At 71.2% G+C, this 19,413-nt stretch carries 18 protein-coding genes and 1 tRNA gene; 9 read left to right on the top strand and 10 right to left on the bottom strand.

Going from position 1 to position 19,413, the window contains the following annotated elements; translation table 11 throughout:
- Positions 1-49 precede the first annotated feature (49 nt).
- The gene (locus LQK93_RS11365; RefSeq protein WP_374967897.1) at positions 50-1,111 is read left to right on the top strand and encodes an ArsA-related P-loop ATPase; all 1,062 of its coding nucleotides are present in this window, start codon (positions 50-52) and stop codon (positions 1,109-1,111) included.
- A complete protein-coding gene (locus LQK93_RS11360; RefSeq protein ID WP_374967896.1) occupies positions 1,108-2,283 on the top strand; it encodes an ArsA family ATPase in 1,176 nt (391 codons plus the stop codon). The genes LQK93_RS11365 and LQK93_RS11360 overlap by 4 nt, the downstream gene beginning before the upstream one ends.
- Before the next feature lie 91 nt (positions 2,284-2,374).
- Here the strand turns inward: LQK93_RS11360 and LQK93_RS11355 are convergent, their stop codons facing one another.
- Positions 2,375-2,659: a WhiB family transcriptional regulator gene (locus tag LQK93_RS11355; protein WP_142206161.1), complete on the bottom strand. Its 285-nt coding sequence runs from the start codon at positions 2,657-2,659 to the stop codon at positions 2,375-2,377.
- 322 nt (positions 2,660-2,981) lie between these two features.
- On the opposite strand from LQK93_RS11355, the gene LQK93_RS11350 reads away from it, so the two are divergent.
- A complete protein-coding gene (locus LQK93_RS11350) occupies positions 2,982-5,453 on the top strand; it encodes a transglycosylase domain-containing protein (RefSeq protein ID WP_374967895.1) in 2,472 nt (823 codons plus the stop codon).
- A gap of 90 nt (positions 5,454-5,543) precedes the next feature.
- Here LQK93_RS11350 and LQK93_RS11345 read toward each other — a convergent pair whose 3' ends face one another.
- Positions 5,544-5,999: a GatB/YqeY domain-containing protein gene (locus LQK93_RS11345; protein ID WP_374967894.1), complete on the bottom strand. Its 456-nt coding sequence runs from the start codon at positions 5,997-5,999 to the stop codon at positions 5,544-5,546.
- A gap of 95 nt (positions 6,000-6,094) precedes the next feature.
- On the opposite strand from LQK93_RS11345, the gene LQK93_RS11340 reads away from it, so the two are divergent.
- The 3 genes from LQK93_RS11340 (at position 6,095) to lepB (ending at position 8,102) form a co-directional block, all read left to right on the top strand.
- Positions 6,095-7,033: a metallophosphoesterase gene (locus LQK93_RS11340; RefSeq protein WP_374967893.1), complete on the top strand. Its 939-nt coding sequence runs from the start codon at positions 6,095-6,097 to the stop codon at positions 7,031-7,033.
- Positions 7,034-7,144: 111 nt separating this feature from the next.
- A tRNA-Pro gene (locus LQK93_RS11335) sits at positions 7,145-7,221 on the top strand.
- A 104-nt stretch (positions 7,222-7,325) separates the two neighbouring features.
- Positions 7,326-8,102 (top strand): signal peptidase I, encoded by a 777-nt coding sequence (gene lepB, locus LQK93_RS11330; RefSeq protein ID WP_374967892.1) that lies wholly within the window; start codon positions 7,326-7,328, stop codon positions 8,100-8,102.
- 66 nt (positions 8,103-8,168) lie between these two features.
- Here lepB and LQK93_RS11325 read toward each other — a convergent pair whose 3' ends face one another.
- A complete protein-coding gene (locus LQK93_RS11325) occupies positions 8,169-9,290 on the bottom strand; it encodes a glutamate--cysteine ligase (RefSeq protein ID WP_374967891.1) in 1,122 nt (373 codons plus the stop codon).
- Positions 9,291-9,592: 302 nt separating this feature from the next.
- Here LQK93_RS11325 and LQK93_RS11320 point away from each other — a divergent pair, with 302 nt between their 5' ends.
- Together LQK93_RS11320 and LQK93_RS11315 are read left to right on the top strand one after the other, a co-directional pair.
- Positions 9,593-11,059 (top strand): MDR family MFS transporter, encoded by a 1,467-nt coding sequence (locus LQK93_RS11320; protein WP_374971488.1) that lies wholly within the window; start codon positions 9,593-9,595, stop codon positions 11,057-11,059.
- A 68-nt stretch (positions 11,060-11,127) separates the two neighbouring features.
- Positions 11,128-11,616, top strand: coding sequence for a pyridoxamine 5'-phosphate oxidase family protein (locus LQK93_RS11315; protein ID WP_374967890.1), 489 nt, complete (start codon positions 11,128-11,130; stop codon positions 11,614-11,616).
- Positions 11,617-11,715: 99 nt separating this feature from the next.
- On the opposite strand, the gene LQK93_RS11310 is transcribed toward LQK93_RS11315, so the two are convergent.
- The 5 genes from LQK93_RS11310 to recR all read right to left on the bottom strand — a co-directional run bounded on the left by LQK93_RS11310 (position 11,716) and on the right by recR (position 15,991).
- Positions 11,716-12,750 carry a DNA topoisomerase IB gene (locus LQK93_RS11310; protein ID WP_374967889.1) on the bottom strand — a complete coding sequence of 345 codons (1,035 nt, stop codon included), beginning with the start codon at positions 12,748-12,750 and terminating at the stop codon, positions 11,716-11,718.
- Between the two features lie 129 nt (positions 12,751-12,879).
- Entirely contained in the window at positions 12,880-13,107 is a 228-nt protein-coding gene (locus tag LQK93_RS11305) for a hypothetical protein (RefSeq protein WP_374967888.1), read from the bottom strand.
- Positions 13,108-13,283: 176 nt separating this feature from the next.
- On the bottom strand, positions 13,284-14,555 hold the full coding sequence (locus tag LQK93_RS11300) for an aspartate kinase (protein ID WP_374967887.1): 1,272 nt from the start codon (positions 14,553-14,555) through the stop codon (positions 13,284-13,286).
- 157 nt (positions 14,556-14,712) lie between these two features.
- Complete coding sequence (locus LQK93_RS11295) at positions 14,713-15,282, bottom strand: DUF5063 domain-containing protein (RefSeq protein ID WP_374967886.1); 570 nt, start codon at positions 15,280-15,282, stop codon at positions 14,713-14,715.
- A 109-nt stretch (positions 15,283-15,391) separates the two neighbouring features.
- A complete protein-coding gene (recR, locus tag LQK93_RS11290; RefSeq protein WP_374967885.1) occupies positions 15,392-15,991 on the bottom strand; it encodes a recombination mediator RecR in 600 nt (199 codons plus the stop codon).
- A 101-nt stretch (positions 15,992-16,092) separates the two neighbouring features.
- Here recR and LQK93_RS11285 point away from each other — a divergent pair, with 101 nt between their 5' ends.
- Positions 16,093-17,343, top strand: coding sequence for an aminotransferase class I/II-fold pyridoxal phosphate-dependent enzyme (locus tag LQK93_RS11285; RefSeq protein WP_374967884.1), 1,251 nt, complete (start codon positions 16,093-16,095; stop codon positions 17,341-17,343).
- 33 nt (positions 17,344-17,376) lie between these two features.
- On the opposite strand, the gene LQK93_RS11280 is transcribed toward LQK93_RS11285, so the two are convergent.
- Positions 17,377-18,489 carry a HoxN/HupN/NixA family nickel/cobalt transporter gene (locus LQK93_RS11280; protein ID WP_374967883.1) on the bottom strand — a complete coding sequence of 371 codons (1,113 nt, stop codon included), beginning with the start codon at positions 18,487-18,489 and terminating at the stop codon, positions 17,377-17,379.
- 102 nt (positions 18,490-18,591) lie between these two features.
- On the bottom strand, positions 18,592-19,266 hold the full coding sequence (locus LQK93_RS11275; RefSeq protein WP_374967882.1) for a lysophospholipid acyltransferase family protein: 675 nt from the start codon (positions 19,264-19,266) through the stop codon (positions 18,592-18,594).
- Positions 19,267-19,413: the final 147 nt, after the last annotated feature.

Here is a 19,413-nt window from a genome sequence, read left to right as displayed (position 1 = left end):
GCCGTGGGCCGAGGCGACCTTCGAGGGCACCCCGCCTATGGTGGGACTCGTGACGACGGACCCGAGCGCCGCACCCTGGGCGCGAGCGCGTCTGCACGTCGTGACGGGCAAGGGTGGCACCGGCAAGACGACGATCGCCTCCGCCATCGCCCTCGCCCTGGCCTCGGAGCCGTCCCGCGTGCTCATCGCCGAGGTCGAGGGCCGCCAGGGCATCAGCCAGACCTTCGACGTGCCGCCACTGGGCACCGAGGAGACCCGGATCATGCGCCTCGCCGGCGGCGGCGAGATCGTCGGCCTCTCGATCGACGCCAAGGCCGCGCTGCTCGAGTACCTCCAGATGTTCTACAAGCTCGGCCGCGCCGGCAAGCTGCTCGAGAAGTTCGGCGCCATCGACTTTGCCACGACCATCGCGCCGGGCGTGCGCGACGTGCTGCTCATCGGCAAGATCTACGAGGCCAACCGCCGCCGCCGCGACGGCCGGCACAAGGGCGATGCCGCCCCCGTCTACGACGGCATCGTCCTCGACGCACCGCCGACCGGGCGCATCGGCCGGTTCCTCTCGGTCAACTCGGAGGTCGCCGACCTGGCGCGGGTCGGCCCCATCGCCTCCCAGGCCGGCTCCATCACCCGGCTGCTCGAGTCCGACCAGACCGTCGTGCACCTGGTGACGCTCCTGGAGGAGATGCCGGTGCAGGAGACGCTCGACGCCATCGACGAGCTGCGCGCCAAGTCCCTGCGCCCCGGAGCGATCCTCGTCAACATGGTCCGCGAGCCGCTGCTCGACGACCTCGCCCTCGAGCAGGCGCGGGCCGGCCGGCTGCACAAGGCCTCCCTCCGCACCCAGCTCGCCGACGCGGGCGTGCGCGTGACGCCCGAGCTCGTCGACGGCCTCCTCGACGAGGCGCGCGACCACGCCCAGCGCATCGACCTCGAGCGCGAGCAGCTCGTCCTCCTCGAGGCGACCGGGCTGCCGATCGTGCAGCTGCCCGCCCTGGCCGGTGGCGTCGACGCGGGCTCCGTGCGAGAGCTCGCCGGTCTCCTCCTGCCGCTCTTCGTCCCCTCCCCGGTCCCGCCCTCGGTCCCTCCGGTCGAGGTGGCGGTCCAGGCATGAGCCCGACACCCATCTCACCGACGCCGCCCCTGCTCGACGTCGACGACCTGATCGACGACCCCGCCACCTCTATCGTCGTCTGCTGCGGCTCCGGCGGGGTCGGCAAGACCACGACGGCCGCCGCCCTGGGCCTGCGCGCGGCCGAGTCCGGGCGCCGGGTCGTCGTGCTCACCATCGACCCGGCTCGCCGGCTCGCGCAGTCGCTCGGCCTCACGGAGCTCGACAACACGCCGCGCCCCGTCGCCGGGATCGACACCAGTGCCGGCGGCAGCCTGCACGCGATGATGCTGGACATGAAGCGGACCTTCGACGAGGTCGTGCTCGCGCACTCCGACCCCGACAAAGCCGAGCAGATCCTCGTCAACCCGTTCTACCAGGCGGTCAGCAGCTCCTTCGCCGGTACGCAGGAGTACATGGCGATGGAGAAGCTCGGACAGCTCAAGGCGAGCGCCGGCACCCCCACCGCGCCGTGGGACCTCATCGTCGTCGACACTCCGCCGTCGCGCTCGGCGCTCGACTTCCTCGACGCGCCCAACCGGCTCGGCAGCTTCCTCGACGGTCGCTTCATCCGCCTGCTCACGGCCCCGGCCAAGGCGGGTGGCCGGGCAGGCCTGAAGGTCTTCGCCGGCGGCATACAGCTCATGACGTCCACGATGACGAAGATCCTCGGCGGCCAGATGCTCACTGACGTGCAGACGTTCGTCAACGCCCTGGACACGATGTTCGGCGGCTTCCGCGAGCGCGCCGACGAGACCTACCGCCTGCTCTCCGAGCGCGGCACGGCCTTTCTCGTCGTCGCGGCACCCGAGCGCGACGCGCTGCGCGAGGCGTCCTACTTCGTCGACCGCCTCGAGGCCGACGGCATGCCCCTCGCCGGCCTCGTCGTCAACCGGATGGGTCGCGTCTCGGCGACCGGCGTCACGTCGTCAAGGGCGCTCGCGGCCGCCGAGCACCTCGAGGAGAGCGGCGGCCCCAGGTCGGCCGACAACGCCGCGGGGCTGATGCGCCTGCACGCCGCGCTCGTGACCACGAGCGAGCGACAGCGCGAGCTCGCCGACCGCTTCTCACGGTCACACCCCGGCATACCCGTGGTGCAGGTGCCCGCGCTCGGGCGCGACGTGCACGACCTCGAGGGCCTGCGGGAGATCGGGAACGCTCTCGCGGGGTCGTGACTCACCCTGACGTGGTCACGACCCCGCGATGCTGCGAAGCTGTGGCGGGCGGCGACCGGCAGTCTGCTCGACCGGTAGCTGCCGCCCGGTACTACCTGGCCTGTGCGGCCATGCCCGCCTTGAGGGCGGACTTCCAGGACGTGATGTCGGGCCGCTTGCGCAGCAGGGCCCGGCGCTCGCGCTCGGTCATCCCTCCCCAGACGCCGAACTCGGTCCTGTTGTCGAGAGCCTCGGCCAGGCACTGCGCGAGGACCGGACACGTCTTGCAGACGGCCTTCGCGTCGTGCTGGGCCTTGCCCCGTACGAACAGCGCATCAGGATCCTGACCGGAGCACTTGGCCTGGCTGGCCCACTCGTCCACCCACGGATCCACCATGACGACTGCACTCATTGCACTACCCCTCCCCGCCCGGCGCCTCCCATGACATCCGAGCTGACCGTCGGACCGTCCCACCGGTCCTGGCCATGTGGGCCCCCCAAGGCCCAAAGGAGACATTAGGAGCGGGGACCCGCGGTCGGACATAGCCTCTATGGACCATTTAGTTGGGAGGGTGACTAGTCACTCCGTCACGCCGGAGGTGGTCACCCGCTCTCGGGCCCGGCGCAGTCGAACCCGGGCAGGCAGGGGCGCGCAGTTCAGCGAACCCGCTGCGCGCGGGGAACCGGTGGCCATACCCTGTGCGGTTACCCTTGGGCCCATGTCTTCACGCACAACCTCGATCGGTGGCGTCATCAGCCTGCTCGGCGCGTTCCTCGCGTCCGCGCTGGTGCTCGGACTGCTCGCCGCCGGCCTGGTCATGCCCGCGGTGGGCGCCACCGGAGCGCTCGCCCGCAGCGGTGTCGACGTGTTCAACGAGCTGCCCAGCGAGTTCACCACCGACCCGCTCGCGCAGACCTCGCGCATCCTCGCGGCCGACGGCACCGTCATCGCGACGCCGCAGGAGCAGAACCGCACGATCGTGCCGCTGAACAAGATCGCGCCCATCATGCGCGAGGCCCAGATCGCGATCGAGGACCACCGCTTCTACGAGCACGGCGGCGTGGACCTGCAGGGTGTGATGCGCGCGGCGATCTCCAACCTGCGCAGCGGCGCCACCACGTCCGGCGCCTCCTCGCTCACCCAGCAGTACGTGAAGATCTCGCTCCAGTACTCCGCGCTCAACTCCGGCAACACGGAGGCGGCGGCCGCGGCCGTCAAGAAGGACTACATGCGCAAGCTCAAGGAGCTCAAGTACGCGATCACGCTGGAGAAGAAGCTCACCAAGGACCAGATCCTGCAGGGCTACCTCAACCTCGTCTACTACGGCGACCGCGCCTACGGCGTCGAGGCCGCGTCGATGCACTACTTCAGCATCCACGCCTCACAGCTGAGCCTGTCGCAGGCTGCGCTCCTCGCCGGCCTCACGCAGAACCCCGGCACCACCGACCCGGTGAACTTCCCCAAGCGGGCGATCGCCCGGCGCGACGTCGTCCTCGACCGCATGCACGAGCTGGGCCGGATCACCGACAAGCAGTGGAAGGCCGCCAAGAAGCGCACCCTCAAGCAGGACATGCGCGTCCAGCAGCCCAAGAGCACCTGCCTCGCCTCGCCCTACCCCTACTGGTGCGACTTCATCGTCAACTACGCCCTCGCCATGCCGCAGCTCGGTAAGACGCTCGAGGAGCGCAAGCGCCTGCTCTACCGCGGCGGCGTCACCATCACGACCACGCTCGACCCCAAGCTGCAGCAGTTCGCGCAGGAGGAGGTCGACTTGAAGGTGCCGATCGGCAACAAGGCCCGCATCGGCGCCGCCGCCTACGTCGCCGACCCCAACACCGGCCAGGTCAAGGCCTTCGCCCAGAACACCAAGTACTCCGTCACCAAGGATGCCGGCGGCGAGACCAGCATCAACTGGGCCCTCGACAAGAAGTACGGCGGCTCTGGCGGTTTCCAGTTCGGCTCGACGGCCAAGGCGTTTGCACTCGTGACCGCCATGGAGTCCGGGATGAAGCTCGACGCCAGCGTCAACGCCAAGGCAGCCGGCGACGGCCACATGGCCGCGTACGGGCCGAAGGACTTCCCGGGCGGCTGCGGTCCGGGCGGCACGTGGCAGGTCGACAACGACACGTTCTTCGGTGGCGGCAGCATCAGCCTGATGAAGGCGACCGCCCTGTCCACCAACACCGCGTTCGTCGCGCTGGCCCAGAAGCTCGGGGGCTGCAAGGTGCGCGACACGATGCTGCGCCTCGGCCTGCACCAGTCCGACGGCGACCCGGTCGGCGCGTACGCCCCGCAGTACATCCTCGGTGCCTCGGACGTCTCCCCGCAGGGCGTCGCCCACGCCTACGGTGTCCTGGCCGCCAGCGGCAAGAAGTGCCCCATGGTGGCGATCACGAAGATCACGCAGGGCAGCAAGAACATCGCCCTGCCGGCCAGCCCGTGCGCGCAGGTCGTGGACCCGGACGTCGTCCACGCCACCGACAAGTTCCTCGAGTACAACATGACCCACGGCTCCGGCATCCGGAACCAGCTAGATGACGGCAAGCGCCAGTCCGCCGGCAAGACCGGCACGGCGAACAACAACAACGAGTCGTGGTTCGTCGGCTACACCCCGCAGCTCGTCACGGCGGTCTGGGTCGGCACGCCCTACGACCCCATCACCCGCGTCATGAAGAACGTCTCGGTCGGCGGCCAGTTCTACCCCGTGATGCACGGCGCGGCGATCGCCGCACCGATCTGGAAGGCCATCATGAACCGCGCCTCGACGGGCCTGCCCGAGGTGACGTTCCCCGAGCCCTCGGACAAGTTCACGAAGGGCTCGAGCCCCGACTCGGGCTCCGGCAACTCCATCCCGGGAGTCACGGGCATGACGGTCGGGCAGGCGATCGCGACGCTGCAGGCCGCGGGCTACTCCGCCGGCGTGGGCGGCACGATGAGCTCGTCGGTCCCCAGCGGTCTCGTCGCCGGCACCTCGCCCTACGGCCAGGCTCCCAGCGGGACGTTCATCACCATCTACACCTCGCGCGGCGCCTCGCGACAGGCCCAGCCCCAGCCCCAGCCGCAGCCGCAGCCGCAGCCCACGGTCGTCAACCCGGGCGGCGGAGCCGGTGGCGGCGGCGGAGGTGGCGGCGGAGGGGGCGGCAAGCCCAAGCCCGGCAAGACCAAGCCCGGCAAGCCCCCGAAGCCGTGACCGAGCACTGACGACGACGAAGGCCCGACGCGCGCGTCGGGCCTTCGTCGTTCCCGTAGCGGCTCGGCGCCTGCGGCGGCCGGGAGCCGCTCAGCCGGCGAGGACCCGGCGCACGACGGCCGCCACCCGGCCACCCTCGGCGCGCCCGGCCACCGCAGCGTTCGCGGCCTTCATCGCCAGGCCCATCTGCGGCATACCGGTGGCTCCGGAGGCGGTGACCGCCTCGCGGACGATCCCCTCGAGCTCGTCGTCGCCGAGCTGCTGGGGCAGGTAGGTCTCCAGAACGGCGAGCTCCGCCTCCTCCTTGGCGGCCAGCTCCGCGCGTCCCGCGCCGGTGTAGGCCTCCGCCGCCTCGCGGCGCTTCTTCGCCTCCTTGGTGAGGACCTTGAGGACGTCGTCGTCGGTGAGCTCGCGGTGCTCCTTGCCCGCGACCTCCTCGTTGGTGACGGCGGTCAATGCCATCCGCAGCGATCCGGCCCGCACCGAGTCACGCTCGCGCATGGCGGAGGTCAGGTCGGACTGCAGCTGCTCCTTGAGGGTGCTCATGGAGCCAGTCTGGCAGGTCGGGCACGTGGCCCCCGCCCGGTTTGTGGTCCGGCGACGCGGGGGGATTCGCGAGGAGGGGTGCGAGTATGGGCCCCATGCGTGCCGTGACCAAGACTGCCCTGGGCCTCGGGATCGCCGGAACCGGCGTGCTGGGCTGGGCCTCGCTCGTCGAGCGCAACGCCTTCGTGCTGCGCCGCTACGACGTGCCGGTGCTCCCCGACGGCGCGGCGCCGCTGCGGGTGCTGCACCTGTCCGACCTGCACCTGCTGCCCCGCCAGCGCGCCAAGCGCGCGTGGGTGCACAGCCTCGCCTCGCTCGACCCGGACCTCGTCATCACGACCGGCGACAACATCGCGGCCGACGACGCGGTCCCGGCCCTGCTCGACGCGTACGAGCTGCTGCTCGGGATCCCGGGCGCCTTCGTGCTCGGGTCCAACGACTACTTCGCGCCGACGCTGAAGAACCCCCTGCGCTACCTGACGCGGCACCACGCCCGAGGGGTGGGGACGACGCCGCGCCTGCCCACTGCGGACCTCGTGCGGGGCCTGCGCTCGCAGGGCTGGGCCGACCTGACGAACCGCCGCCACTGCCTCTCCGTGCGGGGCCTGCGGATCGAGCTCGTCGGGGTGGACGACCCGCACCTGAACTATGACCGCCTCGACCTCGTACGCGGTCCCGCCTCGTCCGACGCCGACGTGACCCTCGGCATCACGCACGCTCCCTACCAGCGGGTGCTCGACGCGTATGCCGCCGACGGCGCCGAGCTGATCATCGCCGGTCACACCCACGGCGGGCAGGTGTGCGTGCCCGGCTACGGCGCACTGGTGACCAACTGCGACCTCGACACCAGCCGCGTCAAGGGCCTGTCCCGCTGGTGGCCGGGAGCCGGCTCGACGCCGTCCTCGCAGGCGCCGGAGGGTGCCGCCTGGCTCGAGGTGTCCGCGGGACTGGGCACGGCCCCCACCGCTCCGGTACGCCTCGCCTGCCGTCCCGAGGCCACCCTCCTGACGCTCGTCCCCCGCTCCCGGGCCTGAGCCGTCCCCGGGCGCAACGACCCGATTCGGAGATGCACGGGAGGCTGCGCTAGCATCTCTGCTTGCTGCCTCCGGTCGACCCGGTCGACCGATCCGGGGCAGATGCAGCACCGGGGTGTGGCGCAGCTTGGTAGCGCGCTTCGTTCGGGACGAAGAGGTCGCAGGTTCAAATCCTGTCACCCCGACCAGTGTTCCTGCAGGTCAAAGGCCCTCTGCCAATCACAGGCAGAGGGCCTTTGCCGTTGCTGAGTGACACGCTGAGTGACGACCGCTCCGCATCGCCCGTCCCGCTGTGACCGACGAGGCCGCGCGCCCGCAGCGACGGCAAGGCGAGCGCACAGTCGGGCGGCCCATCCCCTACATTGCCCAGTGCCGGGTAGCAACCCCACGGACATGGAGGCAGAAGTGGCACGGATGGGCGCCGGTCGGCGTTTTGACTGGTGGCGCGGCCTTGGTTGTGGCCGTCGGGGCGTTGGTCTTCGCCGGCCTCGCGGTCTTCGATCTGCTGTTCTACTCTGCGTACACCGTGCCGGGCTCCTCGATGGCGCCGACCATCGATCGGGGTGCCCATGTATGGGCCCGGCCCGTTGCCGGCGCCGAGGTCAAGAGTGGGGACATCGTGCTGCTGCAGTCGCCAGCGCAGCCGAACGTCCCGTCCGTCGTCGCGGTCATCCGTGTGGTTGCTGGCGCCGGGCAGACGGTCGAGGTGCAGGACGGGCATCTCGTGGTCGACGGTGCACAGGCGCCCGAGCCCTATCTGGAGTCGGGAATGCAGACGCCCCCGCTCACGGCGATGACGGTTCCACGGGACACGGTGTTCGTGCTCGGCGACAACCGCATGGACAGCATCGGCTCCATTCAGTACGGGCCCGTACCCGTCCAGAACATCCTTCAGCGTGTCATTCGAGTGGATGCGCCCACCGGCACAAGCCTCATCCTCCGTGGGATTGCGGGCTTCGCCGTCGCCGTAGTCGCAGCGCTCATCTCATGGTGGGCGCTCCGGTCCAGGAGATCGCGTCTTGCCGAGCCCCGGGACCGCGCGAGGTCGATGGGTAGCACCTCCGGGTAGAGCGGTGTTCCCGCCCGCCGACAGCAGCAGTCGGGCCGAACGAGTACCACGCGTTTCGACGGCCGGCTATGCCTCGACCCGGATCGGGCTCTGGCGCACGGACTCCGCGACCACCTCGACGAGGCGGCCGGTGCGCGCGAGCGTCGCACGCTGGCGCATCGCCCCGTTGCCCTCCTCCTGGACCCGGGCGAGACCCTCCTGGACGACCTCGAGGTCGCCTGCGGCCTGCAGGGCCGGACCCACGTGGTCCAGGAGCGAGCCCAGCACCCACCAGCACGGCTTGGGCAGCCCGGAGCGCCAGTCGATGAGCCGTCCGCCCAGCCCCTCGCGTCCCGACTGCCAGGCGGCCAGCCGCAGCAGCTGGGTCGGCACTGCGGGCGCCTCCTTGCCGAAGGCCCACTCCTCGGCGGCGGTCTCGACGAGGCCCCGGCACAGGGCCGCCACGACGACGGCCTCCTCGACGGTGAAGCACACGTCGGCGGAGCGGATCTCGACCGTCGGGTAGTGCTGGGCGAGCCGCGCGTCGAAGTAGACCATCCCCTCGTCGAGGATCACCGACGAGAGCACCATCTCGCGGACCAGCCGGTGGTACGCCTCCGCCGAACCGAAGTGGTCCGCCGGGCCCCACGACGGCCACCTGGCCAGCGCCTGCGACCGGTAGCTGGCGAACCCGGAGTCCGCCCCGTTCCAGAAGGGCGAGTTGGCGCTGAGCGCCAGCAGCGCCGGCAGCCACACGCGGATGCGGTCGAGCACCCCGACGCCCTCCTCGTCGCTCTCGACGGAGACGTGGACGTGGCAGCCGCACGTGAGGTGCTCGCGCGCGGTCAGCTGGTAGCGGTCGACCATCCACGCGTACCGCGGCGACTGTGCGGCGATCGGCCGCACGGGCAGCGGGGAGGTCGCGAGGGGCGCGACGCTGCAGCCGGTGTCGCGGGCTGCCGCAGCGGCCTCGCTGCGCCAGCGGCTGATCTCGCAACGCAGGCCCTCGAGGTCGGCCACCGGCGCCGTGTGTGTCTCGATCTGCTGCTGCTGGAACTCCCCCTCGACGGCGCCGTGGACGCCGACGCCGGCGACAGGGGTCGACTGGCTCGCCGCGCGCACGAGCAACTGGCCCGAGACGGACCGCGGGCGTCCGCTGCGCAGGTCGACGAGGAGCATCTCCTCCTCGACGCCGAGGGTTCGCGCCATGGCGCTCCTTCGCACGACGCGCCGTCCGTATGCCGTCGGGCCGGCTCGTGCCACCAGTGTCCCCGTTATCCCCCGTGCGCGAGGGAAGTCCGGTGGAACCCGCGGCTCGAATGGCGGACATCGCGAGCACTCGCGGGAATGAACCGCGCGAACCGGCGTTGTCACTCGTTGTCGCCGGACCGCAATCCGAGCAGCCCAGAACCCCGGCGCCGTGACCCGGCGCCGCGAACCGCAGGAGGATCGTGTCCACCTCGTCCAGCCTGGGACTCCGCTCGGAGCGGGGGCCGATCCTCATCGCGCTGATGCTGTCGACGTCGCTCATCGCGCTCGACTCGACCATCCTGGCCACGGCCGTGCCCTCGATCGTCGCCGACCTCGGCGGCCTGTCGCAGTTCCCGTGGCTCTTCTCCGTCTACCTGCTGGCGCAGGCCGTCTCGGTCCCCGTCTACGCGAAGCTCGCCGACACCCTGGGCCGCAAGCCGGTCATCCTCGTCGGTATCGCCCTGTTCCTGCTCGGGAGCATCCTGTGCGGGTTCGCCTGGAGCATGGGCTCGCTCATCGTCATGCGTGCGCTGCAGGGCCTCGGGGCCGGCGCGGTGCTGCCGATGACCACGACGATCGCGGCCGACATCTACACCGTGGCCGAGCGGGCCAAGACCCAGGGCTACATCGCCAGCGTCTGGGCGGTCTCGTCGGTGGTCGGGCCGACGCTCGGCGGGGTCTTCTCGCAGTTCGCGTCGTGGCGCTGGATCTTCTTCGTCAACATCCCGTTCTGCCTGCTCGCCGCGTGGATGCTGTGGCGCAGCTACGACGAGTCGGTCGAGCGTCGCCGCCACCGCATCGACTACGCCGGGGCGGCCCTGCTCACCGTGGCCCTCACCCTGCTCATCCTCGCCGTGCTCGAGGGCGGCCAGGCGTGGGCCTGGAGCTCGTGGCAGAGCATCGGCTCCTTCGCGGTCGGCGCCGTGCTGCTCGCCGTCTTCGGCGTCGTCGAGCGCCGGGCCGCCGAGCCGGTGCTGCCGGTCGAGGTGCTGACCCGGCGCCTCATCGTCGCGACGTGCCTCATCAGCATCGGCGTCGGGACCGTGCTCGTCGGACTGACGTCCTACGTCCCCACGTTCCTCGAGCGCTCGACCGGCGCGACGCCCATCGTCGCCGGCCTCGCGGTCGCCGCCCTCACCATCGGCTGGCCGATCTCGGCCTCGCAGTCCGGCCGGCTCTACATGCGCGTCGGGTTCCGCCCGACGGCCCTCATCGGACTCGTCGTGGCCTCGGCCGGGGCCGTGTCGCTGTGGCTCACCTCCTCGACCCCGAACGTCTGGGCCACGGCCGGCTCATGCATGGTCGTGGGGCTCGGCCTCGGCCTCGTCGCCACCCCGACGCTCATCGCCGCGCAGGCCTCCGTCCCGTGGAACGAGCGGGCCGTCGTGACCGGCACCAACATGTTCATGCGGTCGGTCGGCAGCGCCGTGGGCGTCGCGATCTTCGGCGCCATCGCCAACGCCGTCATCGCCTCGCGCGGTGGCGACGCCTCTCGCGACGCCGTGCGCGCCGGGTCGTCGGCCGTCTTCCTGGCTGTCGTCGTGGCAGCGCTCGTCAGCATCGCGGCGGGCCTGCTCATGCCGCACACCAGAGCCGAGGACGTCGAGCACGACGGCCCTGCCGGTGCGGCCGGTGCGGCCGACGACAGCGAGAGGGCCGGCGGCCGGGACGAGTCGGGCGACCCCGACCGGGTGCCGCAACCCTCGACACGCCCCAGCAGCGCCTGAGCACCCTCCGAGCGCATCGGGTAGGTCCTGGAGTACGGCCCACCCACCCGAACGACGAGGAGAACGCGATGAGCGAGCACGACGACGGCGCGAAGAAGGTCGCCGACCTGATCAAGGACATCCGCATCGCGATGCTGACCCACGCCGACTCCCGCGGCGCCCTGGTCAGCCACCCGATGGCGACCCAGGAGGTCGAGTTCGACGGCGACGTGCTCTTCATCGCCGAGCGCGACAGCCACAAGGCGCGCGACATCGCCGCCCAGTCCCCCGCCAGGGTCAACGTCGCCTACAGCTCCAGCAGCTCGTGGGTGTCGCTCTCCGGCACGGCGACGATCGTCGACGACCCGGCAAAGCTCGCCGAGCTGTGGAACTCCTTCACCGGCGCCTGGCTCGAGGGCGGCCCTGACAACCCGAACAACATCCTCATCCACGTCAGCGCCGACTCCGCGGAGTACTGGGACTCGCCGGGCGCCAAGGTGACCCAGATCGCCAACTTCGTCAAGGCGAAGGTGACCGGCCAGCGCATGGAGGGCGACAACGAGGTCGTCGACCTCTGAGCGCCGCCAGCGGTCACGGCGCCGCCAGAGATCTCGCCGTATGCGGCGGGCTCCTTTCCACCAGAAGGGAGCCCACGGCATACGCCATCTCGATGACGCTCAGGCAGCGCCCTTGACGAGGCGCATGACCGCGCGCTCGAGAGCGTCGCGGTCGCGGATCTGCACGATGTCGCCGAGCTCGAGCCGAGCCCGGTCGGCCTTGGTGAGCCGCGAGACGTTGCGGGCGATGGTGCGGCCCACCGCGAACTCGTCGAGGACGCGCGGGTCGACGTAGGAGCTGCGGGCCACGGCCGGCGTGTTGCCCAGGTGCTCGGACACGACCTTCATGGCGTCCTTCTCGGCCCGCTTGATCTCACGCTCGGTCGCGACGGGACCGGTGCGCGCCAGGGCGACCGCCGCCGTGACGGTCGCGGCCCAGGTGCGCAGGTCCTTGACGGTGTACTGCTCGCCGACGAGCTGCTTGAAGGCGACGTTGAGGTCGCTCGACCGCAGCTCGTGCCAGCCGGCGGTGTCGCGGTAGGCGAGCAGCCGCTCCCCCGGGTAGCCGCTTCGCTTGAGCGACAGCACGATTCGCGCGAGCAGCTGGTCGTTCATCAGGGCCTCGCGGGTGACTCCGGACTTCGCGGGGAACTCGAACGTCAGCTCCTCGCCGCTGACCTTCACGTGTGAGCGGAGCAGCGTGGCCACGCCGTGGGAGCCGTTCTCGGCCTCGTACTCCTCCCCGCCGCTGCGGAAGAGGCCGGCGTCGAGCATCCGCAACCCGGCGGCGGTCACGCGCTTCTTCGTCAGCCCGCTGGTGCGCAGGTCGGCCGCGATCTGCTTGCGCGCCGCCGGCAGCTGCTTGGCGAGGTCGAGCACCCGGTCGTGCTTCTCGCGGGCGCGGGCCTCGTGCCACTGGTCGTGGTAGAGGTACTGGCGCCGGCCCGCGTCGTCGGTGCCGACCGCCTGGATGTGCCCGTTGGGATAGGGGCTGATCCAGACGTCCTTCCAGGCGGGCGGGATGACGAGGGAGGTGACGCGCGCGCGGGCGTCGGGATCGAGGGAGCGGCCGTCCTTGTCGAGGTAGGCGAAGCCGCGCCCCCGGCGCACCCGACGGATACCCGGCTTGTCGATGATGCTCCGGCGCAGTCTCACACCCGGGAGATACCCCTTTGGTGTGAACACCCGAACATGCCCGTTCCTCTGGCGCCGCAAAGGGCAGCGCGCGCTCGGGCGCTGGTCCGGCCGTCAATCAGGCGTCAGTCGGGGGTCCGCCCCGACGCCTCAGTCCGGAGCGTCGGTCTCCGGCGTGCTCTCGCCCGCCTCGGCCGTCGGGCCGGGCGTGCCCTCGGTGTCTCGCGTGTCGGCCGCGCGGTCGGGCCCGTCGGGGGCCCGGACCGGGACGATGTCGGGCACGTCGATCTCCGGCAGCCCCGGGGGCGTCGGTGGGTCCGGCGTGACGGGCGGGAACACCGATCCGTCGCTCTGCAGATGTGATTCGTGAGGGGTCACGTCTCTCGTCGCCTCTCGCCCCGAGTGGGTGGATGTGGCTATAGCTCGACCATACCCGCGCCCCCGCGGAGCCAACCCGTGACTTGACGATCTCGGCACGAACTCAGCGAGAGGCCAGCCGCACACCAAAAGCGATGTGCGGCTGGCCTCGACCTCGGCAGCTGGCCCGGAGGCGGTCAGCGGCCGGTGCCGCCGTAGACGATCGCCTCGTCGGCCGAGTCGAGCCCGAAGGCGGTGTGCACCGCACGGACCGCGTCGTCGAGCTGCTCGGCACGCGTCACCGCCGAGACGCGGATCTCGGAGGTCGAGATCATCTCGATGTTGATCCCGGCCTCGGCGAGCGCGCCGAAGAACCGGGCCGAGACACCCGGGTGGCTCTTCATACCGGCACCGACGAGCGCGATCTTGCCGATCTTGTCGTCGAGGCGCAGGTCGGCGTACTCGACCTCGTGCTTGATCGACTGCAGCACCTGGATGCCACGCGCCCCGTCAGCCTGCGGCAGGGTGAAGGAGATGTCGGTCTTCGCGGTCTCGGCGGCCGACACGTTCTGCACGATCATGTCGATGTTGATCCCGGACTCGGCGATGGCGCCGAAGATCTTGGCGGCGATGCCGACGCGGTCGGGGACACCGACGATCGTGATCTTGGCCTCGCTGCGGTCGTGCGCGATGCCGCTGATGATCGGAGCTTCCACAGCGCCTTCTCCTTCGTAGGGGTTGTCCTTGATCCACGTGCCGGGCTTCTGCGACCAGGACGAGCGCACGTGGATGGGGATGCCGTAGCGGCGGGCGTACTCGACGCAGCGCAGGTGGAGGATCTTGCTGCCGTTGGCGGCGAGGTCGAGCATCTCCTCCATCGAGAGGACGTCGAGCTTGCGCGCGTTCGGGAGGATGCGGGGGTCGGCGGTGAAGACGCCGTCGACGTCGGTGTAGATCTCGCAGACGTCGGCCTCGAGGGCCGCGGCGAGGGCGACGGCCGTCGTGTCGGAGCCGCCGCGACCGAGGGTCGTGATGTCCTTCGTCGTCTGGCTGACGCCCTGGAAGCCGGCGACGATCGCGATGTGGCCGGCATCGAGCGCCCTCTGGATGCGGCCCGGCGTCACGTCGATGATGCGGGCCGCGCCGTGCGCGTCGTCGGTGATGACGCCGGCCTGGCTGCCGGTGAACGAGCGCGCCTCCGCCCCCAGCTGCGCGATGGCCATCGCGACCAGGGCCATCGAGATCCGCTCGCCCGAGGTGAGCAGCATGTCGAGCTCGCGGGCCGGCGGCGTGGCCGTCACCTGCTCGGCGAGGTCCAGCAGCTCGTCGGTCGTGTCACCCATCGCCGAGACCACGACGCACACGGAGTGCCCGGCGCGCTGCGTCTCGACGATGCGTCGCGCCACCCGCCTGATGGCCTCGGCGTCGGACACGGACGAGCCGCCGTACTTCTGGACGACGATGCTCACACTGGCTCCCGATCTCCTCGGTGGTCTTCCCGATCTACGCGGTCTGCGATGCTGCCGAGTCTAGGGTCGGGCGCTCGGCGTCCATCCGGGCGTCGCGATGGTGAGACGCGCGCCCGACGACCGGGACGGCATACGTCCTCGGTGGTGCCTGCGCCGATCAGGGGTGCAGCGCGTTGAACTCCGCCTCGCCGACGGTCTCCGCGTCGGCGTCGAGGCGCAGGTGCGACAGGATCGAGTGCAGCGCCCGCATCGCCATCAGGGCGCGGTCGCCCCACTCGGACAGGTAGCTGAACTGCCACCACCACAACGCCTCGAGCTTGCGGCCCGCCGCGTAGTGCTTGAGTCCGTGGCTCAGGGCGACCGCGATGTCGACGAGGTCGTTGGTGACCGAGCCGTCGGCGCGCTCCGACGAGGTGATCGGGTCGATGACGTAGACGTACTCGTCGATCCCGGTGAAGAGGTTGGCCAGGCCCGTGCGCAGCGGGTCGGCGTCATCGTCGGTCGCGTCGGGCTCGAAGCGCTCCTCCGGTACGACGTCCTGGACCGCGCCGAGCCGGGCACCGGCGACGAGGACCTGCGAGAGCGCCAGCGTCAGCAGGGGCAGGGCCGTCTCGGGGGCGGTGCCCGAGGCCACCTCGGTCACAGAGGTGAGGAAGGCGCTGGCCTCCGCGGCCGTGAGGTCGGCGAGACCGCCGAGGTCGTCGACGTCGTTCGCTGCGCTGGACATGAGGGGTCTTCCTGCCGAGGGTCCCGAGGGCGTATGCCGCCGGGCGGGGTCACGCGGTCCGTCCAGTCTGCCGGGTGGGCGCGCGGGCGTCGACCCGGCCCTTCTGCCGTCAGGCGTCGACGCGGCGGCGGCCCTCGAAGGCGCGCCCGAGCGTCACCTCGTCGGCGTACTCGAGGTCGCCGCCGACCGGAAGGCCGGAGGCCAGGCGCGTGACGGTCAGCCCCACGTCGCGCAGCAGGCGGCTCAGGTAGGTGGCCGTCGCCTCGCCCTCGAGGTTGGGGTCGGTCGCGATGATGACCTCCTGCACCTCGCCGGAGGCCAGCCGGGTCATCAGCTCACGGACCCGCAGGTCGTCCGGGCCGATGCCGTCGATCGGGCTGATCGCGCCGCCCAGCACGTGGTAGGTGCCGCGGAACTCGCGCGTGCGCTCGATGGCGACGACGTCCTTGGGCTCCTCGACGACGCAGATGGCGGTGTGGTCGCGGCGCGGGTCGGCGCAGATGCGGCACCTGTCGGCCTCGGCGACGTTGCCGCACTCCTCGCAGAAGCGCACCCGAGCCTTCACCTCGGTCAGCGCCGTGACGAGGCGCGTGACGTCGTCGGAGTCGGCCTGCAGCAGGTGGAAGGCGATCCGCTGTGCGCTCTTGGGCCCGACCCCGGGGAGTCGTCCGAGCTCGTCGATGAGGTCCTGCACCGCGCCTTCGTACACACCGCAACCCTAAGCCTCGCAAAGCCGTCCTGCGGACACCCTCGGCGGTCTAGCGTGGCCGGTGCGCCGGGGGGCAGACACCGTCGGAACGAGGTGCCGCCGTGCAGCAGGACCCCAGGACCAGAACGGGCGTGGCCGACGGGTCCGGCGCCGTGTCACGCCGGAGCCGGCAGATCCAGGCGACCGTCCCGTTCCGCCTGCTCGTCGGGTTCCTGCGCCGCCGGGCCGCGGAGGAAGCTGGGCGCCGCGACCAGGGGGTCCTCGACTTCACCTTCGGTGACCCGCACGAGCTGCAGATGCCGGCCTACGTGGATGCCCTGCGTGAGGCGGCCGTGCCCGAGGACGAGTCCTGGTTCGCCTACAAGCAGAGCGAGCCGGCGGCCCAGGCTGCAGCCGCCGCCTCGCTCGAACGCGTGGTCCCGCTCGGCTGGAGGGCCGACCACCTGCGCATGACGACGGGTGGGTTCGGTGCCCTCACGGTGGCGATGAAGGCGGTGGCCGACCCGGGCGACGAGGTCGTCTACTCGTTGCCGCCGTGGTTCCTGTACGAAGTCCTGGCGGTCGAGGCCGGGCTGGTGCCGGTCAAGGTGCAGGCGCTGCAGCCAGGGTTCGACCTCGACCTCGACGCGATCGCCGCGGCCATCACCCCGCGCACGCGCATCGTCGTGGTCAACACCCCGAACAACCCCTCGGGCCGCATCTACCCGCCCGCCCAGCTCACGGCCCTCGCCAGGATCCTCGAGGACGCCTCGGCCCGCCACGGGCGGCGCATCTGGATCGTCTCGGACGAGCCCTACAACCGGATCGTCTTCGACGGCGCCACCTTCCACAGCCCCTCGCAGTTCTACCGGCACACCCTGCTCTGCTACAGCTACGGCAAGACGCTCCTGGCCCCGGGCCAGCGCATCGGCTACCTCGCGGTCCCGTCCGGCCTGCCCGAGTTCGTCGAGCTGATGGACGCCGTCGACAGCCTGCAGGTCGCCGGCGGCTGGCTCTTCCCCAACGCGGTGATGCAATATGCCGTCCCCGACCTCGAGCGACTCTCCATCGACGTCGGGGTCCTCCAGGCCAAGCGGGACCGGCTCATCGGCGCGCTGCGGGAGATGGGGTACGACGTCGCCTCCCCCGAGGGCACCTTCTACCTGTGGCCGCGCTCCCCCGTCGCCGACGACGAGGCGTTCGTCGCGTCACTGGAGCGTCGCGGCGTGCTCGTCATGCCGGGGGCACTCTTCGAGACACCGGGCTGGTTCCGGATCTGCCTCACGGCGACCGCGGAGTCCGTCGAAGCCGCGATCCCGCACTTCCGGGCCGCCATCGAGGAAGCCACGCGGCAGCCGCAACCGTCCCGCTGACCCACAGCAGTCGCCGCGGTCGGCTCAGTCCGCTCAGTCGGCGAGCCGGGTGCCCCAGCGCTCCTCGATGCGGCCGAGGCGCCAGATCGCGAGTGCCAGCGCCCACGCGACGACGAAGAGCCCGACCACCCAGAAGCCGACCTCGCCGAGGTCGATGCCACCGACCCAGGCGAGCGGGCCGGACGTGATGTCGAGTCGCTCGGTCAGCACCGACACGAGCTCGATGCCGCCGATGCCCAGGGCCACCGCGACCGACAGCGCCGTCACGGTGGCGTTGTAGTAGACCTTGCGCACCGGCCGGCTGAAGGCCCAGCCGTAGGCGACACTCATGAAGGCGCCGTCGATGGTGTCGAGGAGCGACATGCCCGCGGCGAAGAGCACCGGAAGGGTGAGGACGGCATACCAGGGCAGGTTGGCGGCGGCGGCGCCACCGGCGACGACGAGCAGCCCCACCTCGGTCACGGTGTCGAAGCCGAAGCCGAAGAGGACGCCGACGGGATACATGTGCCACGGCTTGGTCACGGTGCGGGTCACTCGAGCGAGGATCCGCACCAGGAAGCCGCGCCGGTCCAGCTGCCGCTCCAGCTCGGCCTCGTCGAGGTCACCGGCCCGCATCCTGCGGGCGACGCGCAGGATGCCGACGAGGGCGGCGAGGTTGAGCAGCCCGATGAGCACGAGGAAGAGCCCGGACACGGACGTGCCCCAGAGGTGTGTCAGCTGCTGGAGCGTCGAGCCGTCGTCCTGCAGGGCGCTGGCCAGCGCGCGCACGCCGAGGCTGAGCAGCATGACCATGGCGAAGACGACCGACGAGTGGCCGAGGCTGAACCAGAAGCCGACGCTGAGCGGCCGCTGCCCCTCGCCCATCAGCTTGCGCGTCGTGTTGTCGATGGCGGCGATGTGGTCGGCGTCGAACGCGTGCCGCATCCCGAGGGTGTATGCCGTCACCCCGAGCCCCACGCCGAAGAGCTGGCCGGCGACGCGGTAGTCCTGCGGCGCCACGACCCCGACGAGGAGACCCCAGCCCACGACGTGGAGCAGCAGGACGAAGGCGCCCATGCCGAGCAGGCGCCGTCGGTCATCGGCCGTGAGCCGGCGGAGCCGGCCCGAGCGGGAGCGCTCCTCCGGGCGGGTGGCGGTCAGGGTCACAAGGCCACGCTAGATGCGACTGGGTCGCATCTGCAACGCGCCCGGTCGGGCACCGGCCTGCAGCACCGGCGCGGGAGCCACGTGCGAGCCGGGATGCGGGCCTCAGGCCGGCTGCTCGCCGCCCGGCACCTCGTTGTACGCGTCCGCGCGCTCCTGGCCGCTCAGCTCGGCGATCTCCGCCATGACGCGGTCGGTCAGCAGGCGACGGGCCTTGCCGGCCGGCATCCCGGCGTACTCCTCGACCGGGATCGGCTTGCCGAAGCGGACCGTGACCTTCGCGAGCCGCGGGAAACGCGCTCCGACCGGCTGGATGTCCTCGGTGCCGATGAGGCCGACCGGCACGATCGGCACCTGTGCCGTCAGGGCCAGCCAGGCGACGCCCGTGCGACCGCGGTAGAGCCGCCCGTCACGCGAACGCGTGCCCTCCGGGTAGATGCCGAACGCGTCACCGGCCCGCAGCACCTCGAGCGCGGCGTCGAGGCTCTCCTGAGCTGCGCTCGCCGAGTGACGGTTGACCGGCACCATGCCGACCGCACTGAAGAACCCCTTGCGCAGCAGGCCGCCGACGCCCGGCCCGTTCCAGTACTCCTCCTTGGCGAGGAACCGGACCTGGCGGGGCGCCGCGAGCGGGATCGCGAAGGAGTCGATGAACGACAGATGGTTGCTCGCGACGATGACGCCACCCTCGCGCGGGATGTTCTCCTTGCCCTCGATGGTGGGGCGGTACAGCGCATGGGACAGCGGGTACAGCAGGTTGCGCCCGAGGCTGTAGAACATGGGCCACAGCCTAGGGCCGGGGTCGCGGGCTCCGACCCCAGGCGCCTCTTGCCGGCCGCGAGGTGTTCACTCCTTGGTATGCCGGCTCGCGCGCCGGGCACGACGGCGCGGGTCAGGTCACCCCGGCTCGCAGGTCCTGGGAACCGG

It is taken from the genome of Terrabacter sp. BE26 (genome assembly GCF_041941675.1).
Taxonomy (GTDB): Bacteria; Actinomycetota; Actinomycetes; order Actinomycetales; family Dermatophilaceae; genus Terrabacter.
The sequence above is the reverse complement of the archived record's forward strand: the minus strand, read 5'-3'. Positions and strand labels throughout refer to the sequence as shown.

Bases quoted from the DNA above. Each gene is read 5' to 3' on its own strand.
- LQK93_RS11355 (WP_142206161.1), bottom strand. From the start codon at position 2,659: ATGGTGGATCCGTGGGTGGACGAGTGGGCCAGCCAGGCCAAGTGCTCC.
- LQK93_RS11325 (WP_374967891.1), bottom strand. From the start codon at position 9,290: ATGGCGCGAACCCTCGGCGTCGAGGAGGAGATGCTCCTCGTCGACCTG.
- LQK93_RS11340 (WP_374967893.1), top strand. From the start codon at position 6,095: ATGCGTGCCGTGACCAAGACTGCCCTGGGCCTCGGGATCGCCGGAACC.
- LQK93_RS11315 (WP_374967890.1), top strand. From the start codon at position 11,128: ATGAGCGAGCACGACGACGGCGCGAAGAAGGTCGCCGACCTGATCAAG.
- LQK93_RS11295 (WP_374967886.1), bottom strand. From the start codon at position 15,282: ATGTCCAGCGCAGCGAACGACGTCGACGACCTCGGCGGTCTCGCCGAC.
- LQK93_RS11320 (WP_374971488.1), top strand. From the start codon at position 9,593: ATGCTGTCGACGTCGCTCATCGCGCTCGACTCGACCATCCTGGCCACG.
- LQK93_RS11360 (WP_374967896.1), top strand. From the start codon at position 1,108: ATGAGCCCGACACCCATCTCACCGACGCCGCCCCTGCTCGACGTCGAC.
- LQK93_RS11275 (WP_374967882.1), bottom strand. From the start codon at position 19,266: ATGTTCTACAGCCTCGGGCGCAACCTGCTGTACCCGCTGTCCCATGCG.
- LQK93_RS11345 (WP_374967894.1), bottom strand. From the start codon at position 5,999: ATGAGCACCCTCAAGGAGCAGCTGCAGTCCGACCTGACCTCCGCCATG.
- LQK93_RS11350 (WP_374967895.1), top strand. From the start codon at position 2,982: ATGTCTTCACGCACAACCTCGATCGGTGGCGTCATCAGCCTGCTCGGC.